Origin of the sequence: Zhongshania borealis, assembly GCF_039539625.1 — a bacterium.
Taxonomy (GTDB): Bacteria; Pseudomonadota; Gammaproteobacteria; order Pseudomonadales; family Spongiibacteraceae; genus Spongiibacter; species Spongiibacter borealis.
Genome location: NZ_BAABDM010000001.1, coordinates 401,138 through 425,162 on the forward strand (window position 1 = coordinate 401,138; position 24,025 = coordinate 425,162).

Here is a 24,025-nt window from a genome sequence, read left to right on the forward strand (position 1 = left end):
AAGTTGCATTGGCTGTATGTGGTTTCTGTATTTTTGACAGATCGCTTTTCGTCTCATACTATCAGTTCATATCATTACAAAATCGCACCAAATGACGCAATTTTGCCCCATGAATGACGCGGTCGGAGATATTAAATGGCAAGTATCCAGAAGACAGCAGCAGGTTGTTGGAGAGCTCAAGTAAGAAAACTTGGTATCAGAGATTCAGGCACATTCGACTCTAAGCGTGAAGCTCAAGAATGGGCAGCAAAACGTGAAACTGAAATAGTGAGTTCAGGAGGTAAGAAAAACCTTCATAAACAAACATTGATCCCTGATTTGTTTGATAGGTATGCCCAGACCGTCAGCATACACAAGGGTGGTAGAAACACCGAAGGCAAACGCTTGCAGTATTTTGCTTACAATCACCCGTCTATTGCCGATTTAGTAGCACAAGGGGTGAATGTATCGGGCGTCAGAAAAGAGGATATTGCGAGCTGGCGTGATGAAAGGCTCAAAGTAGTTAAGCCCTCCACAGTTTTACGTGAGAAAAACTTACTTTGTAATGTTTTTTCTAAGGCCGTTGAATGGGGCATAGTTGAAGAATCACCCTTTAAAGGTCTTAGCTGGCCTAAAGAACCGGAGAGGCGTGAGCGAGCAATATCAGTTGATGAAATTGACAGTATGGTTTTTTGCTTAGGTGATTGGGATAGAAAATCTAAACCGTCATGCAATGATCACAAAATTGCAGCGATGTTTTTATTGGCGATTGAAACCGCTATGCGGCAAAGTGAAATAAAGTACCTTAATCACAGTGAAGTATGCATTTCTGAGAGAGTTATTCGGTTGTCAGCAATTCGAACAAAAGAAAGAAGAAAAAAGGTTATCGGTTTATCTTCTGAAGCTGTCAGATTATTAGAGGTTTGCAAAACTGATGGGGCTGACTGGCTTGGCGCTTCGTCGATTGATGTTAGCTCTAGGTTTCAAATAGCAAGGAAAAATGCTGGCATTTATGATTTGGTCTTCCATGATACCCGCCATGAGGGGATCACTCGGCTTGCTGAACTACTAAACCCTTTCGAGCTTGCTCGACAGGTTGGACATAAAGACCTAGGGGAGCTCAACACCTATTATGAAAAGCAAGCGGATCAGTTTGCTCACAAACTTGGCTGATTTATAGAATACTAACCGATTACCTTGCTACGAAAATAATTTAGGGCGTTTTGATGCTCTGTCTTTAAACCTGGAATAGTCCAGATTGCCCACTGGCTAAAATTATTAAACTGCGGAGATTCATCGGCTATATCAGTGACCATAGACGTAGAAGCTATAACGGCTAAAATCCGGCTTTTAGACAGGTACTTTAAAAAATGGTGCTCGTGTCGCGCCAAGAAATTCATATTAATATTGTGCAATTTATCGCCTGCTTCTTTGAACGTTCTGGCTCTCAACAGTACGGCCTCAGGAATAAGGTCGTCGATATTCATGGCTACAATACCAAACTCATGGTCATTCTCAATTTGAGACACAGCTTTAGATAGTGCTTTCGGAACTCCATTTTCTGAATACGTTTTTTTACAAGGTATAGCTATGCGACACTGATTAATGTTCGCGACTATATCAGGCTCTTCTAAATATGTTTCTGGTATGACTTTCTTTATTTTTCTAAAGACTTCTAGCTCCCAGAGTATATTTTTGGCGTGCGAGTCTCTCCTTTCAAAAAAATCAAGGGTTCCATTTAGGAGATCTTTTAGATACTTTTCTTTATTGTCTTCAAATTCTAACGACTGAACGCCTTGATAAATTCTTTCTACATGCAGCGCACAAAACAACTTATTCATGTCTGTGTTTTCAACGTCACTTTTGGCCCAAGCTAAAGCAAGATCTTTCGCATTTCGTAACAACCCAAGTAGTTTATGCGAGTTATTGATTCCAATATTTGAGTCCAAAAAAATGCTTTCGATTTTAGCAATTTTTGAACTTATTCCATCATGCTGGAATCGCTGCTTTTCTGAACGCTCTGTGGTGATCTCTGCCATTAACTATTGCCTATATTAATCGACTATAACGGTCATGGAGACACGAAAATTTTTAAGTCCACATCGGCGCTGGAACATGTTGCCATCCAACCATCTATGAGCTGATACGCTTGCAGAGATATGCCAGCGGCTTGATTACCTTGACTCATTTGATGTACAAAGTGACCCCTAGAGAACGCTCTACCAACTACGATCCATATTTCTTTTCGAACAGCGGCAGAACTCCTTCTAGAAGTAATAACTGCCAGGGCCTCATCTAACCGTTTTTCGCGAGCTGCTTGAATATCACCAGGGTTATCAAACCTGGATTTTAGAATTAATCTAACCCGTTCTTGTAATGCATTTGGTGTTGCTGTTGATGGCCATTTTCCCAGCATATTGGTTCTATTTGCAGGCAAGAGATCTGGATTGTGAGAAACTAGCATTTCAAGGTTTTTAATAGCCTGCCCACCAACCTCTGCTATCGCACCAGCTGATGATTGTGGGTTAGCACTTGATCCACACTTAACGTGAACAAAAACCAATTTATTAGGAGACGACAAAATAAAATCTGCTGGTTCTGTCCCCATATCTGAGCAGAGCATAAAGTCGATGTTTGGTATATAATCATAGAAAACACCCATCTCATTTCGTGTAGGGTTTTGTAGTGACGCTGATTTTAGCTTATCAATGAGATAGAAAATTGAAGATACACCAAAGCTATCCTGTTGAACCGCCGCATCATCTTTCTCCGTCAATCCGTTGACCTGCAACTCGGGCACAGATATTATCGCGCCTCCTAGTTTAGTTTCGCCAATATCAACTCCTAACTCACTGGGAAGAGAAACCCTATAAAACTCGCCATCGAAGTATGACAAGCCACCAGGGTAAAGTACTTTCATATTTGCATTGTTGAAGATATCTAACAGCAGACCATCATGACCGCCTTCCTGCAAGGTGGCTTCGGAAAATGCGTAAGGAAGGTCAATCTCACTGGTGAATACTAGGCACTTTTCCTTTTTGTCATATTCCAGCGACAGCTTATAGTCAGGACTCGCTGGCAGTGGGGAAATACCATTATCATAAGAAAACAGAACAAAACGATTATCGATCACAGAAACTTGATCATTATTTGTAATAAAAATTTCATGATCTAAACCACTAAGGTCAACTAGTACACTCAATGGCTCATTAGTAGGCTGCTCTTTAACAGGTTTTGCGTACGAGTTTATTAACCCACTTCTATTCGTAAGGTTTGAGCTTAAGGCAGTGTCAATGTCATCAATCCATTCACATAATTCCTTCAGCGTGAAATTTCTCTTTTTCTGGTCAGATACTCGGCCTGAACCTACGCCTAAATAATAACTACTTTGTTTTACATCCTGATTATTAATATTGTCTACAGTTAGGGTCGTAAGCGTATAAGATGCATTACCTTGCGAAGTAATCATACGTTCCAAGTCATTGCCCTTTATAGAAACACCTTCTGGCCTTCTATCGGCTGTACTTATAGCACGTGTATGAGCTTCTTTTGTACGCGTCTTATCTGATCTATTAGCAAGATTAAGAAGTTTATCCACATCTACAGCGGCACCCAAAAGCAAATCAGTTTCATATGAAAAGTCTCTGCTTCTACTATCAAATACCGCAACATAATCGCCGGCGGCCTTAGCTATAAACACTTCAAATGACGGCTGAAAAAACAGTTCATCCTTAAGGAATTTAGAATTCCTGAACGATATAGACAGTATTAACTCAGCACCTAAAACATCTTGCCTTCGTTCAACAAGCTCTCCAGCCTTAGAAAAATCCCAAAAAACCCTGTCCATCATAGAGTCTAGAGTAAAGCCAACTTTTTTCTGAACAAAACAAACAGAAGCCAAGGGGATTTTAAGCGATCGTTCAGGATCGAATGACTTAAGGTCAAATTTCTTCTTATACCCTGACTCAAAGTAGCTAACATCCGGAAAAGCTGAAAGATAGCTATCGATCAATCCTGCGGTATCAAGCGAAGAAAGAAATTTCTTCGCATTATTGGCCCTAGAGATGTAAGTATCAAACTCTCGATAATTCTCCCACATTCGTTTGTTTGATTCAGTATTAACCTCAAGAACGCTTGCCGTTGTATTATCGTATAGACGAACCACACGCCCGACGGTCTGGACTAACTCTCTACCACTAGACACTGGATATGTAAGAACCAATACTTTGGCCTGAGGGATATCTACGCCTTCATCTAGCTTCTTCTGGTGTACGATAACTTGGCAGTCAGACTCTGCAATAGTCTTGGATACAATTGCCTTTACATTTTCTCTGTCATCGCCTGTGTATCTGTCATGGATGCCCAATGTTCTGAACGATTGCGAGAATAAATCAACATATCCCTCTACATCCGCAAACTCTTTGCATTTAACGATACACTTTGTGCCAGGCTGATCTTGTAATAAAATGGACACCTGTTCAATGATTTTTTCCCTAGGGACATTCGTAAATTCTGGATCCACTAGGATTCCATCTGAAAGAGCTTTTTCAAACGTGAATACATAACTTGATAAAGGGTCGATATCGAATTGAAACAAATCGTTTCTATAAGGTGTTGCTGTAATAATGATCTTATGAGCACCAAGTCCACGGGCTATTTGACTCCAAACAGGTGAAGGCTCAGAGTGCCCCTCATCAATAATTAGAAGATCGATATCGTCTTTTAATCTCTGAAGTTCAGCCGCGCCCATGCTTTGTAATTTTTGAAAGGTAGATACATAGACGCCTTCAGCTGAAGTGTCATCAACGCTTGAAAATACTTCTTTAGAAGGAATTTTCTCACCGCCAGCAACTAATTCAAAGAACAAACCTGACAACTGCTTTATAAGCTGATCACAGACTGCTCGCCTATGACAAAGAACTAAAACTTTTTTATGTTTAGAAAAGTGAGAAAGTGAGCAAATAACACCACTTTTACCAGCACCTGTTGGAAGGGATAATAGGCACGATTTTTCCTGTACAGGCGCCTTTAAATACTTCAATCCTATTTTAATGCTATCTTGTTGGCACCCGCGTAAACCAGTCCATAGTGTGTCACTAATTGTAGAGCCGTGTACTTTCAACTGATTTTCCTATAAATTACCTGAGAAGAATTTTTGGCTTAAAGATTCAATTAATGAAAAATCGCTAAACTTGATAAGGTTAGTCTTAATTTTTTGGTGCTTTTCCTTTGCATCAGAAAAATTACTTAATACCTTATCACTTGGAACAGGAATTTCTATGTTACCAACAATTGTTTTATTCAGATTGGCCATAGTTGCACCCTGAGACTCTGACTCTAAATGTCGTTTAACAGCATCGCTTGAAAGCAACTTGTTTAAATATTCTGAAAACACTCCAGCCTTATTTGGTCGAATATACAAACTTCCAGTGCCGCACATCCATCCACTTTCTTTATCTCCTACGATAGCGCATCGTCCCATCTCTCCACGACGCCCCATAACAATATCACCAGCTTTCAGGTGGTATTCAGGAAGACTAGCATGTTTTTCTAAGCCAATGGTTAGGTTTGATTTGGGTACAATATTTCCTTTCACAATATGGGTAGGATTAATAAGAGGGATACCTCCCTCTATGTAATCTTCTTTATGTAATTGAGTCCCAAAAGGGCCGATTTGTATTCTCGCGACTTCCTTCAGAGGTTTAACTTCCCACCCTTTCTGATTAGTAACCGGGTCCCCAAACATATCCAAAAAAATCGCCCTGATGAATTTGTCGGCAAGCGCCATGGCTTCCTTTCGCCTGCGGCGTAGGTTGTCGGTTTTCTCGAGGATAGCGACGATTCTTTTTTGCTCTTTTAAGGGTGGCAGGGGGATTTCCAAAGCCTTAAGGATTTTAACTGACGCAACATTCTTTATTGCAGCACCATGTGTATTATCACTAAGAGTATTTTGGAAGGTATTACTTTCCATCCAGTATTTTAGATAATTTATATCAATCAAAGATGTCGGCGTTATTTTCAATAAGGCCTGATTTATAATCCCATCAGGGATGCCGTCCGGGACTATTGCCACTTTTCCCATAGTGCCAGAACAACTCATTATTAAATCACCAGGATTTAATGCAAACCTCGCCATATCTCGATATTTTGACTCTTCAACAAAGTAACGAATTTTCTCAAACTGATTATAAATTGCATGTTGCTGCTCATAAACCGCATAGCCTTCACTAACAAAATCATCCTTTTTTAACGCCCCCCCAAACGGCCCTCTAACAAACTCACAAACATCACCTAGCGGAACACTTTGACATACCAAGCTCACAACATCCCCTCCAACTCAAACAGGCCAGCCATGATTTCTTCTTCCAACTTCTGTAACTTCTTCAAGATAACCTTTGGAGATTCATACTGCTCTTCTTCGTAAACAACTTCCTTGTAGCGATTAATCGAAAGATCATATTTATTACTTGCGATATCAGTCTTATCCACCTTAAAAGCTTTGGCTGTTTTATCGGCCCAGAATTTCACAGACTTACCTGCAATCGCCTTGGAAGAATAATCTTTCCACTGTGCAATCAAATCTGGCAGATCATTATTACCTTTGCCTTTCAGTGGTGTGCGCTTGTCATCCAGCGAATATCCATCGGCCTGTAAATCGTAGAACCATACCTTGTCGGTCTCACCGCCTTTGGTAAATATCATCACCGCCGTACTAACCCCGGCATAGGGCTTAAACACACCGGAAGGTAAGCTGATAATTGCTTCTAACTGATTGTCTTCAATCAAGGTTTTACGCAGTTGCTGGTGAGCTTTGGAGGAACCGAACAACACACCATCAGGCACGATAACTGCCGCACGCCCACCGACTTTCAGCATGCGAAGTATCAGCGCTACAAATAGCAGCTCGGTTTTTTTGGTTTTAACGGTGCGCAGTAATTCTGGGTCTACGTCTTCTTCATCCAAGCTGCCTTTAAAGGGAGGATTGGCTAAAATTAAATCAAAACCTTCTTTAGCCGCTTGTGGGAAGCGCTCGATAAAGCTCTGGCTTAAAGTATCCTGATAGTGAATGTCAGGCTGAGCAACACCGTGCATCACCAAGTTCATGGCTGCTATGCGCAACATTGTGGCATCGAAATCAAAACCGTGAAACATATCGGTATCGACATGTTTGCGGTGTACAGCCAACAGATCACCGGTATAGATCGTTTGCTCTTCTCCCTCACCTTTTTCGTTTGTTACTACTTCAGTAAATGTGCCTTCAGGTGAGCTGTATTTTTGCAGCATGAACTCGTAAGTAGTGTTTAAGAAGCCTGCTGTACCACAGGCAGGGTCACAGATACGATCCGTTACGGATGGGTTCATTAAATCGACAATGGCGCGAATGATGTGACGCGGAGTGCGGAACTGGCCATTGATACCGGCTGTAGTGAGCTTACTGAGTAAGTATTCGTAGAGGTCGCCTTTGGTATCGCCTTTGTCTAACGGCAATTCATCCACCATGGTAACGGCCTTGACCAACAGTGATGGCTTTTGAATCATCAGCTGAGCGTCTTTCATAAACTCGGCAAATAAGGTGCCTTCATTACTCTCGGCACTACTCAATTTAAAGTAAGGAAATAATCCATCGCGAATAGTCACCATTAACTTATCAGCCGACTCGATATGCTTGAGGTTTTGCCAGCGGATATGCTGCTGCTCGTCGTTAAAGCGGCGCTTAAAAGGCTTTTTTGTGCGCAGGGATTTTTTCTCGTCGCTGGTTTCGTTCATATCCAGCAAGCGGGCGTACATGAGGAAGGTTATCTGTTCGATGACTGTTAATGGGTTGGTAATGCCCCCGGTCCAAAACTCTTCCCAGAGTTTATCGATATTACTTTTTAGTGCGCCTGTGATCATTCAGTGTTCTCAATTTGTTAGTTACTGTACCCCGACCATGCGGGGTACAGATTAATTCGTTAGGACTCAGTAATCGGCTTGGCCGTGGCGAGTGTTACTTGGTGATTAGTTTTGTTTGCGTCAACGGTAAAGCCCGAGACAAATTGGGCGATGAGTTCAGCCTGCTTATCTTGAAATAGGCCATCGATACCATTCTGGTGTAAAACTTTAAACGGTTGCTCATACAAATCAGCAATGGTCATTTGTCCTTTGCGACAGATCTCGCTTTTTAATAAGCCAAGAAAACGCTGCTGTAATGAGTCGAGGTTGATATGGTGCTCTTGAACAAAGGCCATAAATTGTTTTTCAATAGCCTCAATATCCAAACCAATAATGGTTCTTAATAGCTGATCTACCCCAGCACTGGATTCTGGAAAAAACTCCGCCAGCAGGCCAAGATCCACATTCGGGTTTTGCGTATGCACCAGAGCATTAAGTGCTACTAGCTCAGCCTCAGTGACTGGCTCGCCCGCGCGAATTTTTTGTAACACCGGGTCTTTTTCAAATAGCGGCGTTAATGTTTTCTCCACTTCTTGACGATATATTTCGTAATCCACGGTGCGAATATTGCTTTTACGCTCATCAACTTTGTATTCAGCGGGGTTTTCTTTGATATCAAAAATCAAAATCGGTTCCGGTGGTGGCTTGGGGCCTTTGTCGCGTAAATGGATAACTGACCGTAGACTTTGCCGAGTTTGTTCGAACTCATCATAGGTGGCAGTTGGCCAGTAGTCGTCTTGCTGAACGTCATTGATTTCGTTGGCTTTGGCTCTTACCTGGTTAAGATGCATGGAGAGCTGGCGCACTTTCATCAATACTTGGTCTTTGACTGGCTCTAATAAGTCAGGTTTACAGAGGCGAGCATATTGGGCAGTGATTAGATCCAGATCCCACTTTAGCGCTTCGCTCTCGCCCTGAATGTTACGCCACTGCATCAACAGTGCCATTTGTTCGTAGAGCTGATTTTTAGTGACCGGTGCAAACTGGTGAAGCACATCGATTTGGCTGAGTTGTTGTTTGAGCTTCCAGTTATCTTTGATGGCAATACTGTTGTCATCCAGCGCATCAATATCTTGCTTGATCAGCACGATCATTTTTCCAAAACTATCCATCTCGCCGCGCTTGAGTGCTTCTTCTGCATAGGTAAGGCGAGCTTCAAACAGTTTTTGGCTAAGTGATTTACTTTGGCGGGGCTCCTCCTCTTCGGGCTCCATCTCGAAGTACTCGAAATTACCCCAGTGATCGAAGATTAAAAACTTCTCTTTATCTTTACCGGGGCCAAACAGGTTTTCACAAAGGCGCGTACCACGGCCTACCATTTGCCAGAATTTCACTTTTGATTTTACTGGCTTGGCGAAGACTAAATTAAGCACTTCGGGCACATCGATGCCAGTGTCGAGCATGTCGACTGATATCGCTATGGTGATTTCTGAGTCTTTGCCATCGGTAGCTTTGAAGTCATCGATTAACTCTTCAGCACGTTCGTATTTTGAGTGGATAACTCGGCAGAAGTTACCGCCGTATTCCGGGTACATCTCAGTGAATAATTCGGCCAGTAATTCTGAGTGCTGAATATTGCGGGCAAACACCATGGATTTACCCAGGGTTTGGCCGTCCGCCAAGCGTTGGCCGCTTTCCATTAGGTTGCGCAAGATGGCGCGGTTGGTATCTTTGTTGTATACCGCTTTATCAATAGAGGTCGCATTAAAATCTAAATCATTGGGGTCTAAACCTTGCTCTTCTAACTCTGCGATTTGGTCATCGGTAAGGCTATGACCTTGAATGCCATCGCGCAGAAACTGCGTAGTATGCGTGATCACTTTGAAGGGCACTAGATTGCCTTCTTCCACCGCTTGTTCCAGTGGGTAGTTAGCGGTGGGCATTTTGTAATCACAACCAAATAGCTGACTGGTGGAACGACTAATCATTTCAACCGGTGTGGCGGTAAGGCCCAGCTGTAGGGCATCAAAATATTTAAAAATATCGCCAAACACGTTGTAGATTGAGCGATGCGATTCATCGGCAATAATAAGATCAAAGTAGCCGGGATCAAAATCTTCCATGATGGTCATCATGCCCGGATAGGTGGAAACGTAAATACGCGCCTTGGAGCGATCTTCTTTTTTGCTTTTACCCACCACATATAACGGTTCACTCAGGAACTCGTTATAGGCTTTGCCCGCTTGTTTACGTAATTCTTTCCGGTCACAGAGAAATAGCACACGCTTAGCCCAACCGGCATCGATCATGCGTTTACTTAGGGCAATTGCCACACGGGTTTTTCCGGTACCCGTGGCTTGAACGACTAAGGCTTTACGATGATTTTTTGAGTACCGCTCACAAACACGAGTGATTGTTTCAATTTGATACATGCGGCCAGCAATATCAGTATCAATAGGTGTGGCGCTGAGATCCTTACGTTCTGACCGCTGGCGAATCATGTACTGCAAACTTTCTTTCGCGTAGAAGCCGTAGATTTTGCGAGGAGCAGCATTCTGGGCATCATCCCAGATATAGATGTCGTGACCATTGGTGTAGAGAATGACGGGGCGTTGGCCGTATTTCTTCTCTAGGGAATCTGCATAAAGTTTGGCTTGTTGGCGACCTTTTTCCGCATTCTCTCGAGTACGCTTGGCTTCAATAACTGCGAGTGGTTTGCCGTTGTCATCCCAAAGCACATAATCACAATAGCCAATACCCGTATTGGTCGGCTGGCCATTCACTTCTTCTTCAAGCGTAACCTGCTCAGTGTTTTTGCCATTGACCAGATCGATGTCCCAATTACGGCTATGCAGCTCGGTATCGATTAATCGGCGACGGGTTTGGGCTTCGTTCAGTTCGAGAAGGTTAGTAGCCTCATCACTGGCTTGCTTGTAGGACTTGGTGGCTGATTCATCAATTTGCTGCTTGAGCTTGGCGGCTTGGCGCTGGGCTTCCAATTCCGCTTTTTGCGAAGTCTCTAATTCTTCTAGTGCTTGCTGTAATCGAGTTTCGTGCTCGTTTAATCGCTGCTGAAGAGCCTTGGCTTCTTTGCCTGTATCACCGGCAGGCTTAGCTTTGGCTGGCTCTACAAAGGGTTGAAGATCGGACTTGGAACCTTTTTGAAGTGATAGCAGCAACCAGGAGGCAAGGATGTGGGCTTCTTTGAGAAGCCAAAGACTACTGCCGTTACTAAAGCGACCTTCGTGAGCGGCTTTATTTCCTTCTTTGCGGATAGCATGGAGCTTATCGATAATCGCCTGATCAACTACAGAGGCAAAGGCATTATTCTCAAGACGGTCAATGAATTTTTCGTTGGGGTAGCTGGGGAGCCGCCATTGCAGGTAAACAATACCGACCAACTTCTCAGCATAGCAACGGAGCTTGATTAAGGCACTTTGGGGGTCTTCGAAGGCATATTGCTCTGCATGGGCACCTAAGTCTGCCAGCTCTGGCCAATGGGGCCTGAGGTGCTCAAAATTCTGTGAATTCATACAAAACGCTTCCATTCGTTGAATTGGTTGTTATTTGTTCTTATCTGCCTCGAAATACTTATTATCTACCGCCTAATGAACCCCCCGATCTTATAAGGAAAACAGGGTATAAATCCATTACTAAACAGGATTTGCAATTATATTGAGCTAGAATCGTCAACGAACGATAGATATGGCTTTTTGCTGGGAGGTGAGAGGGTATCAGGGCCTAGTGAAGCGAAAACCGGCAGCTACGGATACCCAATCTAAATTTCAGCCTTATCGGCACGATCAGTTGGTGCGTTGGGGTCACAAGCGCAGTCCGATATCTACGCTATTTCTAGCGTCTCCTGCTGTTCATTCTTGTGCACATAATCTAGCGTCATTTGCGGCTGACTATCCCGATTCATTAAAGTTGCTAGCGTGTTGAGCCGCTCCTGATCATTGCCGTGCTCTTCCAGTAAATCGATTGCTGTACGGTCTGCAAACCAATGGCAATAAAATTTATGGCGCGAGCCAGCGACATAGCAAGAGGCTCTGTCCATCTGTGGGTTGTACAGTACAAATGTGTTGCCATTAACCGTTGAGCCTTGGCTTGAGTACACAGTCATGGCATATCCCAACGCCATATAAACTTTACCGTGATCATCACAATACTCATCTGTGCGGATACTTAAATCACGCCCATCATCGGCCTTGATGCCAATCTGATAGGCGCCATTCCTTAGCCGCTCTATCCCGGTAATCGAGCCTAAAGTGCCATTGGTTAAATTCCGGCGGTAATCGTTGCGAGTCAACTTGATTCTATCGCCGGTGGAGAAATCAAAATCCATTGGCCGGTCAGCAACCCAACACTTGAGCGGAATATTCTCTTGGCCCACTTTTCCTTCGGCTTGGTAAAGTGCGCGGGCGCGGTTAGATAGTTGGTTGACTTGCTCCCATGTGTTAGCAAGCATCAAGCCTTGCTTGTTCGGGTTGAGTTGCTGGTAGCTATGCCAGTGGTTCACCACATCCACAATACAGCCAAGCTTTGAGTCATGCCAATGTATCAATTTGTGCTGGTCATGAGCCTGCAGGGCGGGCAGGGCATTGCCTACGCGCAGTTGCTGGACGGCTTCACGCGCCCATTTATCGCGCTGCCGCCGGATCGTTTCAATCCTGGCTGTGCCTAACTGCTCTGACAAGAACCTGAGCGAGCCGCCGTGATTGATGGCATTAAGTTGCTTGTCTTCGCCAACCAAAATCAATTTAGCGCCAGCCTTTATGACGTATTGCATTAGCTTGTGCAGGTCTTTAGAGCCAATCTGGCCGGCTTCATCCAGTACCAATACCGTTTTAGCTAAATTGGTTTGTCCACGTTCCAGCTGGTCGAAAAGCTTGGCTAGGGTGCTGCTCTGTATACCGGTTTCTCTTTTGAGTTGGTTAACAGCAGACTTTGCAATGCAGGCTCCGCGCACCTGAAATCCGGCGTGCTCGTAAACGATTTTAATTGCCTCCACTGATGTCGTTTTACCTCCCCCGGCAACACCCTGTAAAACGTCCAGTCCTGTTAAACACACGGCATGAACCGCTTGTGCTTGTTCTTTGCTAAGTGGAAAACCATTGCGAGCTTCGATTTTATCGATGGCCGGCTGCACCTGTTCCGTAGGAATCGCAAAGTTGCTTTGCTGCTGTAGTTGTTGAGCTTGTGTAAACAGTTCCTGTTCTAGTCGTATCATGGCCGGTGTGCTAAATAGCAGATTTTTAGCTTCGTCCCTGCCCAGCTCGACCAGCTGGCCATCAGTGAGTAATTGCATTACTGTCTGCTCAATAGAGTCTCGGTCATGGCCATGTTGTTGGGCCGATCGTGCTACCGCAAGATAAGCATCCTGCAAGCGAATCACGGATTGCTCAGCGACCGCATTCTCTAAAATAGCTTGGATTGGTAACGGTGTAGTGGGTTCGCGTTTGTTCTGTCGAGTGGCCTGCAAGTCCTCAAACGTAAACCCAAAATCATCCAGTTCCTGCGACCATTTCTGGAACAGCGCGGGGCGGTCTACCGCCTGTTTATGCTCGCGGGTGCTGAGCTTAATCGCATCACCGATAGCACTGGCGCTGCTGTCTACGCCCACTAGGGCTAACGCTACCCCAATGGCGGCGGCACGTTTGCTGTAATACTCACAAATGTGCTGAGGGATACCCGCTATCTCAAATGCATGTTGATTAAACTCTAGCTTGAACCCCAGGGTTTTAAGCTGTTGAGCCAGCGCATTTTGATAAATTCCATCCGCAGCCTTGCGCCAGGAAAACAAATAGCGTGACTCAATGGTGCCCCAGCTGTCATCAAAACGCGGAGCAATATTGGCGATGAGGCAGTGTGTATGAAGCTGCATTTGTTGTTCTCTGCTCGAGGAATGTTCGAACAAACTTGCTACTAAACCGGCCGATTGCTCGTGATACACGCCGTCTTTACCTCGACGGCTAATAGCCGCATGAGTTTCCATAAAGGAAATTGCTTCTCTTACCGCGTGTAGCTGGGCTTGCTGTAGCTGTCGGCGTAGTTCGAAATTTCCACGGGCAAACGCCACCGATACGGATTTGCTGGGCGAGAAGCAAAAATCGAAGCCGTGACGGTGATTTTCGCCTGCGCGTTCACATAAGGGGCTGCCGTCGGGCGCAAAGCCGGTGTAAATGTTTTGGTAATCAGCTGTATCAATCTGGCCACGTAAGCCGAGCATGGTGGCCCCTGTGCCTGCCCACAATCCAGGCGGTTCACCGCCAGCAAGATAGTAATCCTCCTTCGCGAGGTTGCTGTAATACGTAAGGTCATTGATTTTATTGACTGATAACATACGCCTTACCGCCTGCGGCCACGGCGAGCCGTGTCATTTTCTGGTGATGTGACCTTGGGCTTAGCTGAAAGCCATACAGCCGGGATATGTTCTTTAGCTACCTGTGGCAAGGGGTTAAGCGGCCAGCGCAGCTTGTACACGCCCCAGCCGGGAACCAGTAAAAATCCATGCACACCACGCCTGCCGGGTTGAGGTAATTTCTGTATCAGGTCTGCTGATGTAACCAGTGCCTGTGAGTCACCGTGCCAGTTATCGATGGGAGTGTTCTGTGGGCCTGCAGAGCTGTTTGGGCGCTCTACTTGTCGTGCATCAAAGGCTTCGGCACAGTATTTGGCGGATTTTCCAATACCAGACATGCGCAGGGCAATGAACAGGCCGAACAAAGAGAGCAGGGCATCAGTTCCTTTTTCGCCATACATCTCGTCGGTCTGCAGAGCACTGACAGACTGGGTGCCGGCGATGCAGCGGCAGCCTTTGGATCTCCCTAAACTTAACCACTCCAAGAGGTATGGGGTGGGTTTTAGGTTTGCTAGTTCATCCAGGAATAAAAATAGTTCACGTGAAAAACTGTTCTCTTGTGACAGTATGGTTGCGGTCATTAGTCCAATCATAGCGGAGCATAGAGGTGCGCCGATATGCCGAAAGCGCTTATCAGCTTGTACAATCACAGTGCGTGTTGTGCTACTCTCATTTGCTGCCCACAGCGTGATAGAAAAACCGTTTACATAAGCGGTGGGCCATGCTTTGGACAGCTCGTGAATGAAATCAAGTTCGGTAGCAATATCGATGAAAAATCCTTGGGTGGTGCGGCTATTTTCCATAATAAACGAGCTGGTGCGTGGGTAGTGCTGTTCTAACAGCTTTAGCAGATCTGTTTCTGATGTAGAGAGCAGTTCGGCCAGTTCTTCCCAGCCCCATTGGGTGCGGGTGGAATTAAGAATAATGATCATGCCGCAGAATAGAAGTCGTGCACCTTTAGAAAACACGGCATTATCACCTTTGGCTAACGTGATCATGCACTCGGCAATCAACATTGCAGCTTGGCTTGTGGTGGCATCTGCTGCGATATTCCACGGTTTGGAGCGGACATCCCAAGGGGCAATCAGGATGGTATGCTGATCGAGGAACCAACTGGTAAACTCTTTTTTCTCATCATAAATAAACATACGCGCATTGCGTTCACGTACCTGTTTAATGAGTGGCCGAACCAAGACTGTTTTACCGGCGCCTTGGCCGCCGACAAGAAGCAGGTTCTGCTCTTCAGCACCACGCCTGGGGATAGCCAGTTTAGGGTGGAGAAATAAACCTGGGGCAGTGGCATTGACTTTACAATCTTCCTTAAGCTTTCGTTGGGCATGCTTGATTGCCTGTTTATACTCATAGCGGCGTGCTCCTGCTATGTGGCGTATCAGATCGTAGCCCCCCGGCACGTAAGCAAATCGAGCACAGAAGATGGCGGGTATGAGAGCCAACAGAGCAGGGATACCCACATGCCCGGCGAAATGTAACTGTAAATCATGGTGAGCAATATAATCCTTCCAGTAGAGACGCGCCTGGTGTTGCCACATCTGCATGACACGGAGGTCTTTTACTTGGGTGAACGGCCAGTGTTCCTGGAGGCTACCCCAGCCAGTGACCCAATCCCACGACCAGATCGATAAACCAGAAAAAATGGTGGTAAACACGATGCCGAAAATAACCCAAATAGACGCCCAATGTTGTCGTCTTTGAGTCGGTGCTAGATTTTGATTGGTCATTAATAAGTTACTCCTATCATCGCCAATTTTTGTTTGCAGTCCGCTTGCTCTTCGGTGTTGAGGTTGCAGGCAAGAAAAACGGTCTCAACTATGTTGCGTGTTAAGCGTTGCTCCATAGCTAGAAGTTGTTGCTCAATTTTCATGGCTTGATGGTGCTGACGCCACGATCGCCTAAGTGTTTCCGAAACGTTGATGTTTTGGTCTTCGGCTTCTTGGCATAATGCGGCATACTCAGAGCCAGGAAAGCGCACTGATACGGTTGGTGTTTTAGAGTATCCCATCAGTTATACCTCTGTAGTACCATGTAAACACTGATGGTTATCATGTCTGCTGGTGGTGGTAGAAGGCGCTTGTCCGACAGCGTGTGTGCTGGCGGCAAAGCCAGTGGGTGTTAGCGATGACCTGCTTGCAGGTCTAGGATTGCATCCAATCGGATGCGTAGTGTCTGAGAAATAACAAGACGGTATTTTCGGATGTGAGTCATTGCGCGAAAAGTACATTTCTTGCTGCTGGGGAAGTTGCTCGATGATATTGATTATGGGTTCAAAATTTGGCTCACCAAACCCATTAATCGTAATGGCAAAGGGTAGTGCTGTAGGGCAGTGTGGGGTATCATTAAGGTCGTGTTCTGGCTTGCAGGTTGTTGGTTCTTTTTTTTCAGACACAGTAGTGCCTCCCGTCTAAATGCAAGGTAGAGCGTATCCACAGCGTATAATCGGAAGTATGAAATCCAAATTACTTCGTGAATTTCGGGCTAAAAAATCTTAATGCATAGCTAAAAAACTAGCGTCTCGATTAGATTTGTAGTCAATATAATTGACTCTTAAAAAACTAGTTGATCATGATAATTTCTCCTTGATATTATGTGTTCTGATGCCTTTTATGGTGTAGGTTTATTCTTGCGATGCGAATCGGTTCCTTTTTTTGAAATTCTAGCCTTGGTGTTTAGCTCATTTGGACAAATAACTATTCGCCATGTCTGTCTTTTAACGCTTTAGATATTCAGTCTTTATGGTTGCAGTACTAGATATTTTCCTTGGTCGGCCAATTTTTTTCTTTGCTGATATTTCGTCGTCGGTCAAGTAAGATTTTTCCGCCCATTCAACTACCTCGTCAGACCTCCAGCGCGGCTGGCTAATACATGAAGATAAGAGGGCCTTTCTAGCTTTCGGAAAGGCACCGTCTTTTGATATCCTGTCCCTCACTTGTCTCTCACCAATATCCAAAAAAGCAGCAATCTTAGATGTGCTCCACCATTCGTATGAGATATGACTCATACCTAATTGCTTGTTGTCAGCCATTCTTTCACCTAAATCGATAAGATTTTTCATCTTGATTTATCTGTGCATTGGAAATAGGGATTCATTATTTTTTGATGTAAGATTTACTTCAGGGATATCTTCCTTTAGAAGTTCTTCAACTCTGACTATCATATTAATCAGGCGCTCATGGTTATTTTCTAATCCCTGGCCTTGGTAGAATTCAAGTAAACCTTCGCATGGATTTCCTTCGTTAAGATATTTTTCATCTAGTCGCTCCATAAGACCCCTTATTCTTTTATCATTCACATTGTCATAGCCTGATGAATTTATCTTATCCGAAACCATGCGGGCTAAAAGATTTCTTTCTCTGCTGAGGTCATCAAGCTTGTAGATAGCAGCTAATAGTTTTAGTAAAGCCCGTTTTCTTTTCTCAATTCCAGTACTGCTGATTCGCTGATTAAAGGCTTCAAAAACTAAAATACGAAACTGCTCAATGACAAATTCTTCCGTTTCAGGATTGAAAGGTTTGGCTATGTGATCCATGATTCGACTAATTGCGTAACTCTTGTTTGATGCATATTTTGATGCTTGTAAACCTTTGGCTAGATCTGTAATAGCAATTTCCGTCATTTCATCTAGGTTTGAATTGAAGAGCCGTTTGAGTATCACTCTAAAATGGCTTCGAGCTTCTTCGTATCTGTTTATCTCACTAGTTACTCGGTCTTTTCCCCGCGATGCCATTACAGATGGGTCTAGGTCTGCTATTAAATACATCGCGTCACTTATATTGAGGACTGGTAAGGCGAGGTAGTCATCAACCACTGTTTTACTTGGCGTAATAAAGCTTTCACATGCAATTTCAAATAGTATCAAGTCGTGTTCTTCGAATTCATATTTATAGAAAAGATGCTTTATTTGATCGTCGTTTAGAGTGTCAGCGACGGCAATGGATTCATTCCTGACAAATGCTGAACGGGCTTCTAACCTAACCGCCTCCCAAAATACTTCCTGTTCATCCTCAGGCAAAGAGGATAGCTTAGTCCTGGAATTGGTTAGACCTTGTGTTTCGCTCCAAAGCCTTTCAATCGTTATCCTTCGTTTTTCAGCGGTCGATGAATATGTGTCTGGCTTATGAGGTAACACAATCATCTTGCTTGCTTCAAGAGAAGTAGATCCTTCACTGGCTTGTTCAGTTGTCAAAATATTATGGTTTTCTGATGCCAATGGAATCATGCGTGCTAGTATTTTTTTAAACATTGTGCGCTCCGCTTTACGTCTTGAGCTTATTCAAGACTATGACCGGTGAAATAACAATGCTTACGCGCTACGTAATTGCAATAATAATCAGATAGTTACGGGGTATTGATTAAATGGTAGAAGGCTACGTGTCACGTAAGAGATTTGCTGGTAATGGTCGTCTGAAGGCTCATTTGGTAACCCAATATATCGATTGATTTTTGATCAGGTATTTGATTTTTAGAACTGGTGGGTAAGATAATCTATATAGTGGCCAAACTATTGAAAGCAGGGTTTGCTACATTAAGTGGAAATGAGGACTTGGTTGCGGATAGTATTCTAAGGAGAATAAAAATCGTTGATTTATATAGAAGATTATCACTGCTAGATAAAATTGATGCATCCATCTAATGCCCCGTTAATGCCCCATAAGCCACGTAACTTATTGATATATATGAGCGTAAAAGTCCGGCCCCGGCACCAGCTTATCGTTTTATCTCTTCGCACTGAACCTATACTATTTTCTTGATACCAATCCTTGCCTTTATTTTGGTGGGTTTGTGTCTTTCGTTCTAATTTTTTATTTTATCCTCGGGATTAACCCGCGGCGTCATAAGTAGCTGATGATACGCTGGCCGCGGGTTGTTGCTATGCGTTGTAAATTTAATTTACTTAATAAGCAGTTTGCCGTTGCGAACGCGCTGTGGGTGGTTGCCGACCGGCACGCTTGCCACTTCTCGCGCTTCTTCAAATGATATGACTGAGACTCTGTCCTGTTCGCTGACTGATACATAGCAATATTTGCCGTCGTGACTCTCTGTCGCCCAGTAGGGTTTTGCGCCTAGGGGGTGCTCGGAAAGTTGGACGACTTTATAGTCAAAGCTTTCGCGATCGATAATAGCGACGTAGCCTGACATGGTGGCAGCGGCGCAGAGCTTGGTACCGGCTGAGTTGATCGCCAGGCCGTGGTGGGCGGAATTGAGCTGGTAGTCCCAGTACGACATGTCTTTAATCAGCTGGGGTATTGGCAGTTCGAGTTTGCGGGTGATGCGCTCGCTTTCGAGGTCGTATTCAAATAGGCCGTGAAAGAACGACACCTGCAAATAAAGGTGCTTGCCATCGGCGGGTACTGCCATGGGGCGAACGGCGGAATCGATCCAAGGGAAACCCGCTTCTTCGAGTTTCTCGCCAATGTCGACGCGCTTGAGTACCTCTAAAGTGTTGGCGTCAACAATTTCTAGCCAGCGATCACCCTTTATCCAATCTAACCAAGATGCCGTAGTCGGTACAAAGACTTTGCCGATACTGGCGTGGTAGATCAGTTTTCCGTCGGCGGAGTAGGTGTTTTCATGGGGCTGGTCGCCGGATTCAAATTCGCCAATTATCTTGCCAGTGGCTGTGTCGATGGCCTGAACTTTTCGCGCCGTAGAAGCCGACACCATAAAAGTTTTGCCGTCAGGGGATATAGCTGCGTGGTCGGCGCGGTAGCCCGCGATTGGTGTGCGCCAAACAATCTCGCCACTGTGCATGTCGATGGCGACAACATCGGCAAAGCTCGGGCGCGATACATAGACAAACCGACCGTCGTGGGAGGTGAACAGGTCGTCGACCAGCTGGTCATTGCCTTCGCCTGGCACGTGGCGAACAAACTGGAACATAAAGCGGCGCAATAAACCGCCGTCTTTGATCTCTTGCATCCGCTCGGCGCGGTCAGGTACTAGGTTGATTGTCTTTAGCGTTTCAAAGGTGTGGGGGTCAAAAATTTCAGCGGTACCGTCCCAGTTGCTGCCTACGATGACGATATCTTTCACTGAACTCGTGGTGGTTTCTGCGTTTAGGGGTAGCGCTACGGCTAGTAAAAATAAGCTGGCTAGACGTTTAATCTGTGGCGTTGTAATTGACAATATCTGCAGCATTAAAGGCCTCGCGAGTAAGTAATGCAGTTAGTTTTATTAGGGGCGCCCATTCTCTCACAGTAAACGGGTAACGGTTGAACGATTTAGATTAGCGGTATTATTTGCTGCTATCTCCGTTAAATATCAACTCTTATTCATATTTTAGCGGTTTTGGCTATATTCGCCTCAGTAGATAATCTTGTTATGCGGCACTGAGGTTAGGGTCATTCTTTGGGTATAAAGCTGGCCCGAGCTTTGGATTTTTCTTCTCGCGCTACTTGCATTTTTCTTGTTGCGAGCTCATATTAGCTGCCTAGGCAGTTATTGTCGTAGCAGCTACTGCTGTGACACCTATTTTGACGGGCAAAATTTATGACTCCCCAGAATATTCTCGATCTTGTCGTTGATGACCCCGATGGCGCTTACAATTTGGCCAATTACCAGCAAAACGAAAGTATTGGATATTTGTTAAAGCGCTGTTTTGGTGTTTTGACGACGGCTATTGATAAGCAATTAGCTCCCTACGATTTAACCCACCCGCAATTCGCCTTTTTAATGACACTTAAACAGCAGAATTGCACGACTGCGGCGCAGTTGGCGCGTGAATCTAATTTAGATACTGGCGCTACAACGCGAATGCTTGACCGTCTTGAGGCCAAACAGATTGTGCGTCGTGAACGCAGTCTCGAAGACCGCAGGGTGGTAAAAGTGGTGCTCAGCGACTATGGCAAGCTGGTGGTAGAGAAGATGCCTGTTATTGCAGTAAATGCACTTAATCAGCATTTGCGAAATTTCGACGCTGATGAGATTGCAGTGTTAAAAGGGCTGTTGGCGAAATTAATTTTTGAAGCCGATGCGATTGCCAGGGCTGATAATGACGAACGCGGCAACGGCGGGGAGGGCGGCGCGTGATACTACATAGTCCATCGTTAAAACTTCGGATCGGCGTGACCTTATTGATCGCGAGTCTTAGTGGCTGTGTTAGCTACGGCGGTATTAATAGTAGTCAGTCGATGCTTAATGCAACTGAGCTTGCCACTGAAAAAAGCTATGAATCGGTAGCTCCGGAGATTGACGAGTGGCCGACACTGTCGTGGTGGCAAAGCTTTAATGATCCGCAGCTCGATGCGCTTATCAGTGAGGCGTTGCAAAATAGTCCCAGTCTAGCATTGGCGGCAGCCAAGGTCGGGCGTGCTAGTGCCGCGTTGCAAAATGCCCGTGCACGGGCTTTGCCTGCGGTGGCGTTATCTGCCAACGCGAATCGCCAGCGATATACTGAAAACGGCATGTATCCGGCGCCACTGGGTGGCTCAATTCAAACCAGTGGGAATATTGGCCTACAGGCGCAATACGAACTTGATTTTTGGGGGCGTAACCGTGCAGCAACGGCGGCTAGTCGGTCGCGTATTGCCGCTGCACAAGCCGAGTCAGCGAGCGTGGAGTTGTTGCTAGCGAGCGCGGTTGCTAAAACGTATTTTCAATTGGCGCAGTTACAAATGTTTTTGCGGATTGGCGAAAGTGCGCTCGAACAGCGCCAGCATATTTACGCCTTAACAAAACAGCGGGTCGATGCCGGCCTCGATACCCAAGTTGAGCTGAAACAAGCCGAAACCCAGTTACCGCTAACGCGTACAAATATTGCGATGGTTAACGAAAACATTGTTAACACACAGCATGCGTTGGCGGCATTGCTCGGCGCTGGTCCAGATCGCATGTTGACTTTACAGGCCTCGCTTGTCGACGTTGGCGGCAGTAGTGATCTTTATTTGGCACCGCAAGATTTACAGATTGCCTTAGTCGGTCATCGGCCCGATTTGGTGGCGGCGCGCTGGCAGGTTGAGGCGACCTTGCAGGACGCGGATGCCAGCAAGGCGGCGTTCTACCCCAATGTAAATTTGCTAGCCTTTGCTGGGCTTTCTAGTATCGACTTAGACCAATTACTGCGTGCAGGGAGCGAAAATTACAGTGCGGGCCCGGCTTTGTCGCTGCCCATTTTTGATGGTGGTCGTTTGCGTGCGGCTTTAAAAATGCGTTATGCCGACTATGACGCGGCGGTTGCCAACTATAACCAAACCTTGGTGGCGGCGCTGCGTGATGTAGCTGATCAGCTAAATAGTTATCGTTTTTTGCAGACTCAAATTGAGCAGCAGGCCCTGGCGCTCGATGCCGCGAGCGAAGCCTATGATTTGGCCTTGGCGCGATACGATGCTGGCCTCGGTAATTATCTAACTGTACTCAACGCGCAAAGTATGGTCATTCAGCAAGAGGCGTTTCGGTCGCAATTGCTGATGCTCATACTGACGAATCGTATTGAGCTGTCGCGAGCGTTGGGTGGCGGTTATCCCAATCTTGAGGTCCGCGCCGACGTTACCACAGAGCAATCGGCAAGGTCTGAAACCAAGGCGCAACTAGCTGCTGGCAAGGTGATTACTAACAACAATCTTTTAACCCCAGGGAATGCCCGTGTTGGAGCCGAATATGACTAATTCAAGCGCCGTTGAGGCAGGAAACCCAAGCGGCGTGCGCCGCCGACAAATACTTATTGCCGCTACGATTTTTCTTTTGATTGGAGCGCTGTGGTTTGCATATTGGATGCTGCATGGTCGTTACCACGAAGACACTGAAGATGCCTATGTGTCCGGAAATATTGTGCAGGTTACGCCGCAAATGTCGGGTACCGTCGTCGCAATTTATGCCGATGACACCCAACGTGTTAAGGCCGGACAAATCCTCATTAAACTTGATGATAGCGATGCCCTAATTGCTTTAGATCAGGCGCGGGCCGAACTGGCGCAAACGGTGCGCAAAGTCCGTTCGCTGTTTACCGGCAATGATGCTCTTAACGCGCAAATTGAATTGCAGCAAACCTCCTTGAGTCGCGCGGTGGCTGATCTTAAGCGTCGCAGCGGTTTGGGTAAAACAGGTGCTGTGTCGTTTGAGGAATTACATCATAGCGAAGTAGCGGTGAAATCTGCGCGGGCAGATTTACTTGCCGCTCGCGAGGCGCTTGCCGGTAACGAGGCATTGACTGAAAATACTGTGATTGACACCCATCCAGAGGTGTTGGCGGCCGCGGCAAATGTGCGTGCCGCGTATTTAAGCCTGCAGCGCACGCGCATACCCTCGCCGGTAGATGGGTATATTGCAAAGCGCGGTGTACAGCTGGGGCAGCGTATTGCTCCTGGGAAGCCGCTAATGGCGGTTATCCCACTAGACCAAGTGTGGGTAGATGCCAATTTTAAAGAAAGTCAGTTGCATCATATTCGCATTGGTCAGCCTGTTGCTTTGGCTGCGGATATGTATGGTAGCGATGTGGAGTACCAAGGCGTTGTAGTTGGACTCGGCGCTGGTACCGGCAGTGCGTTCAGTTTGCTGCCTCCGCAAAATGCCACCGGAAACTGGATTAAAGTTGTGCAGCGTTTGCCTGTGCGTATTTCACTAGACCCAAAGCAACTTGAGCAAAATCCACTGCGTATTGGTTTGTCGATGACCGCTAATATCGATATCAGCGATGATAGCGGCGCGCAGTTAACGCAGTCCAGCGATATTCTGCAGGCTGCCTATGTAACCACTGTTTATGAACATGCTGGTCACGCTGCAGAGGATTTGGTGGAACAAATTATTAAAGCGAATATTGGCACTCACTCTAGTGTTGCCACCGTGACCGCACACTAAGAGGAT

Annotated in this window: 15 protein-coding genes; 4 read left to right on the plus strand and 11 right to left on the minus strand. The window is 45.6% G+C overall.

Annotated features, from left to right (window positions below; all coding sequences use genetic code 11):
• The first annotated feature begins 135 nt into the window (after positions 1 to 135).
• Positions 136 to 1,152, plus strand: coding sequence for a tyrosine-type recombinase/integrase (locus ABD836_RS01885; RefSeq protein WP_344932055.1), 1,017 nt, complete (start codon positions 136 to 138; stop codon positions 1,150 to 1,152).
• An 11-nt stretch (positions 1,153 to 1,163) separates the two neighbouring features.
• Here the strand turns inward: ABD836_RS01885 and ABD836_RS01890 are convergent, their stop codons facing one another.
• From ABD836_RS01890 to ABD836_RS01940, 11 genes are all read right to left on the minus strand, one after another.
• Positions 1,164 to 2,018 (minus strand): hypothetical protein, encoded by an 855-nt coding sequence (locus ABD836_RS01890; RefSeq protein ID WP_344932056.1) that lies wholly within the window; start codon positions 2,016 to 2,018, stop codon positions 1,164 to 1,166.
• Positions 2,019 to 2,050: 32 nt separating this feature from the next.
• Positions 2,051 to 5,101 carry a DEAD/DEAH box helicase gene (locus ABD836_RS01895; RefSeq protein ID WP_344932057.1) on the minus strand — a complete coding sequence of 1,017 codons (3,051 nt, stop codon included), beginning with the start codon at positions 5,099 to 5,101 and terminating at the stop codon, positions 2,051 to 2,053.
• A 9-nt stretch (positions 5,102 to 5,110) separates the two neighbouring features.
• Entirely contained in the window at positions 5,111 to 6,301 is a 1,191-nt protein-coding gene (locus ABD836_RS01900) for a restriction endonuclease subunit S (protein ID WP_344932058.1), read from the minus strand.
• On the minus strand, positions 6,298 to 7,872 hold the full coding sequence (locus tag ABD836_RS01905; RefSeq protein WP_344932060.1) for a type I restriction-modification system subunit M: 1,575 nt from the start codon (positions 7,870 to 7,872) through the stop codon (positions 6,298 to 6,300). Before ABD836_RS01905 ends, ABD836_RS01900 begins: the two co-directional genes overlap by 4 nt.
• Before the next feature lie 59 nt (positions 7,873 to 7,931).
• On the minus strand, positions 7,932 to 11,384 hold the full coding sequence (locus ABD836_RS01910; protein WP_344932062.1) for a DEAD/DEAH box helicase family protein: 3,453 nt from the start codon (positions 11,382 to 11,384) through the stop codon (positions 7,932 to 7,934).
• Positions 11,385 to 11,692: 308 nt separating this feature from the next.
• The gene (gene mobF, locus ABD836_RS01915) at positions 11,693 to 14,194 is read right to left on the minus strand and encodes a MobF family relaxase (RefSeq protein ID WP_344932064.1); all 2,502 of its coding nucleotides are present in this window, start codon (positions 14,192 to 14,194) and stop codon (positions 11,693 to 11,695) included.
• Between the two features lie 5 nt (positions 14,195 to 14,199).
• Complete coding sequence (locus ABD836_RS01920; RefSeq protein WP_344932066.1) at positions 14,200 to 15,951, minus strand: type IV secretion system DNA-binding domain-containing protein; 1,752 nt, start codon at positions 15,949 to 15,951, stop codon at positions 14,200 to 14,202.
• Complete coding sequence (locus ABD836_RS01925; RefSeq protein WP_344932068.1) at positions 15,951 to 16,232, minus strand: hypothetical protein; 282 nt, start codon at positions 16,230 to 16,232, stop codon at positions 15,951 to 15,953. The genes ABD836_RS01920 and ABD836_RS01925 overlap by 1 nt, the downstream gene beginning before the upstream one ends.
• Before the next feature lie 705 nt (positions 16,233 to 16,937).
• Positions 16,938 to 17,282 (minus strand): helix-turn-helix transcriptional regulator, encoded by a 345-nt coding sequence (locus tag ABD836_RS01930; RefSeq protein ID WP_344932070.1) that lies wholly within the window; start codon positions 17,280 to 17,282, stop codon positions 16,938 to 16,940.
• Between the two features lie 6 nt (positions 17,283 to 17,288).
• Positions 17,289 to 18,470 (minus strand): hypothetical protein, encoded by a 1,182-nt coding sequence (locus ABD836_RS01935; RefSeq protein ID WP_344932071.1) that lies wholly within the window; start codon positions 18,468 to 18,470, stop codon positions 17,289 to 17,291.
• Between the two features lie 647 nt (positions 18,471 to 19,117).
• On the minus strand, positions 19,118 to 20,365 hold the full coding sequence (locus ABD836_RS01940) for a YncE family protein (RefSeq protein WP_344932072.1): 1,248 nt from the start codon (positions 20,363 to 20,365) through the stop codon (positions 19,118 to 19,120).
• Between the two features lie 351 nt (positions 20,366 to 20,716).
• Between ABD836_RS01940 and ABD836_RS01945 the strand changes: the two genes are divergently transcribed.
• Genes ABD836_RS01945 through ABD836_RS01955 form a run of 3 tightly spaced genes read left to right on the plus strand, consistent with a single transcriptional unit; the run spans position 20,717 to position 24,019 of the window.
• The gene (locus ABD836_RS01945; protein WP_344932073.1) at positions 20,717 to 21,256 is read left to right on the plus strand and encodes a MarR family winged helix-turn-helix transcriptional regulator; all 540 of its coding nucleotides are present in this window, start codon (positions 20,717 to 20,719) and stop codon (positions 21,254 to 21,256) included.
• Complete coding sequence (locus tag ABD836_RS01950) at positions 21,253 to 22,830, plus strand: efflux transporter outer membrane subunit (RefSeq protein ID WP_344932074.1); 1,578 nt, start codon at positions 21,253 to 21,255, stop codon at positions 22,828 to 22,830. The genes ABD836_RS01945 and ABD836_RS01950 overlap by 4 nt, the downstream gene beginning before the upstream one ends.
• Entirely contained in the window at positions 22,823 to 24,019 is a 1,197-nt protein-coding gene (locus tag ABD836_RS01955; protein ID WP_344932076.1) for an HlyD family secretion protein, read from the plus strand. The genes ABD836_RS01950 and ABD836_RS01955 overlap by 8 nt, the downstream gene beginning before the upstream one ends.
• Positions 24,020 to 24,025: the final 6 nt, after the last annotated feature.

Coding starts and splice junctions, on each gene's coding strand:
- ABD836_RS01940 (WP_344932072.1), bottom strand. CDS start 20,365: ATGCTGCAGATATTGTCAATTACAACGCCACAGATTAAACGTCTAGCC.
- ABD836_RS01955 (WP_344932076.1), top strand. CDS start 22,823: ATGACTAATTCAAGCGCCGTTGAGGCAGGAAACCCAAGCGGCGTGCGC.
- ABD836_RS01945 (WP_344932073.1), top strand. CDS start 20,717: ATGACTCCCCAGAATATTCTCGATCTTGTCGTTGATGACCCCGATGGC.
- ABD836_RS01910 (WP_344932062.1), bottom strand. CDS start 11,384: ATGAATTCACAGAATTTTGAGCACCTCAGGCCCCATTGGCCAGAGCTG.
- ABD836_RS01925 (WP_344932068.1), bottom strand. CDS start 16,232: ATGGGATACTCTAAAACACCAACCGTATCAGTGCGCTTTCCTGGCTCT.
- ABD836_RS01920 (WP_344932066.1), bottom strand. CDS start 15,951: ATGACCAATCAAAATCTAGCACCGACTCAAAGACGACAACATTGGGCG.
- ABD836_RS01890 (WP_344932056.1), bottom strand. CDS start 2,018: ATGGCAGAGATCACCACAGAGCGTTCAGAAAAGCAGCGATTCCAGCAT.
- ABD836_RS01930 (WP_344932070.1), bottom strand. CDS start 17,282: ATGAAAAATCTTATCGATTTAGGTGAAAGAATGGCTGACAACAAGCAA.
- ABD836_RS01905 (WP_344932060.1), bottom strand. CDS start 7,872: ATGATCACAGGCGCACTAAAAAGTAATATCGATAAACTCTGGGAAGAG.
- mobF (WP_344932064.1), bottom strand. CDS start 14,194: ATGTTATCAGTCAATAAAATCAATGACCTTACGTATTACAGCAACCTC.
- ABD836_RS01935 (WP_344932071.1), bottom strand. CDS start 18,470: ATGTTTAAAAAAATACTAGCACGCATGATTCCATTGGCATCAGAAAAC.
- ABD836_RS01885 (WP_344932055.1), top strand. CDS start 136: ATGGCAAGTATCCAGAAGACAGCAGCAGGTTGTTGGAGAGCTCAAGTA.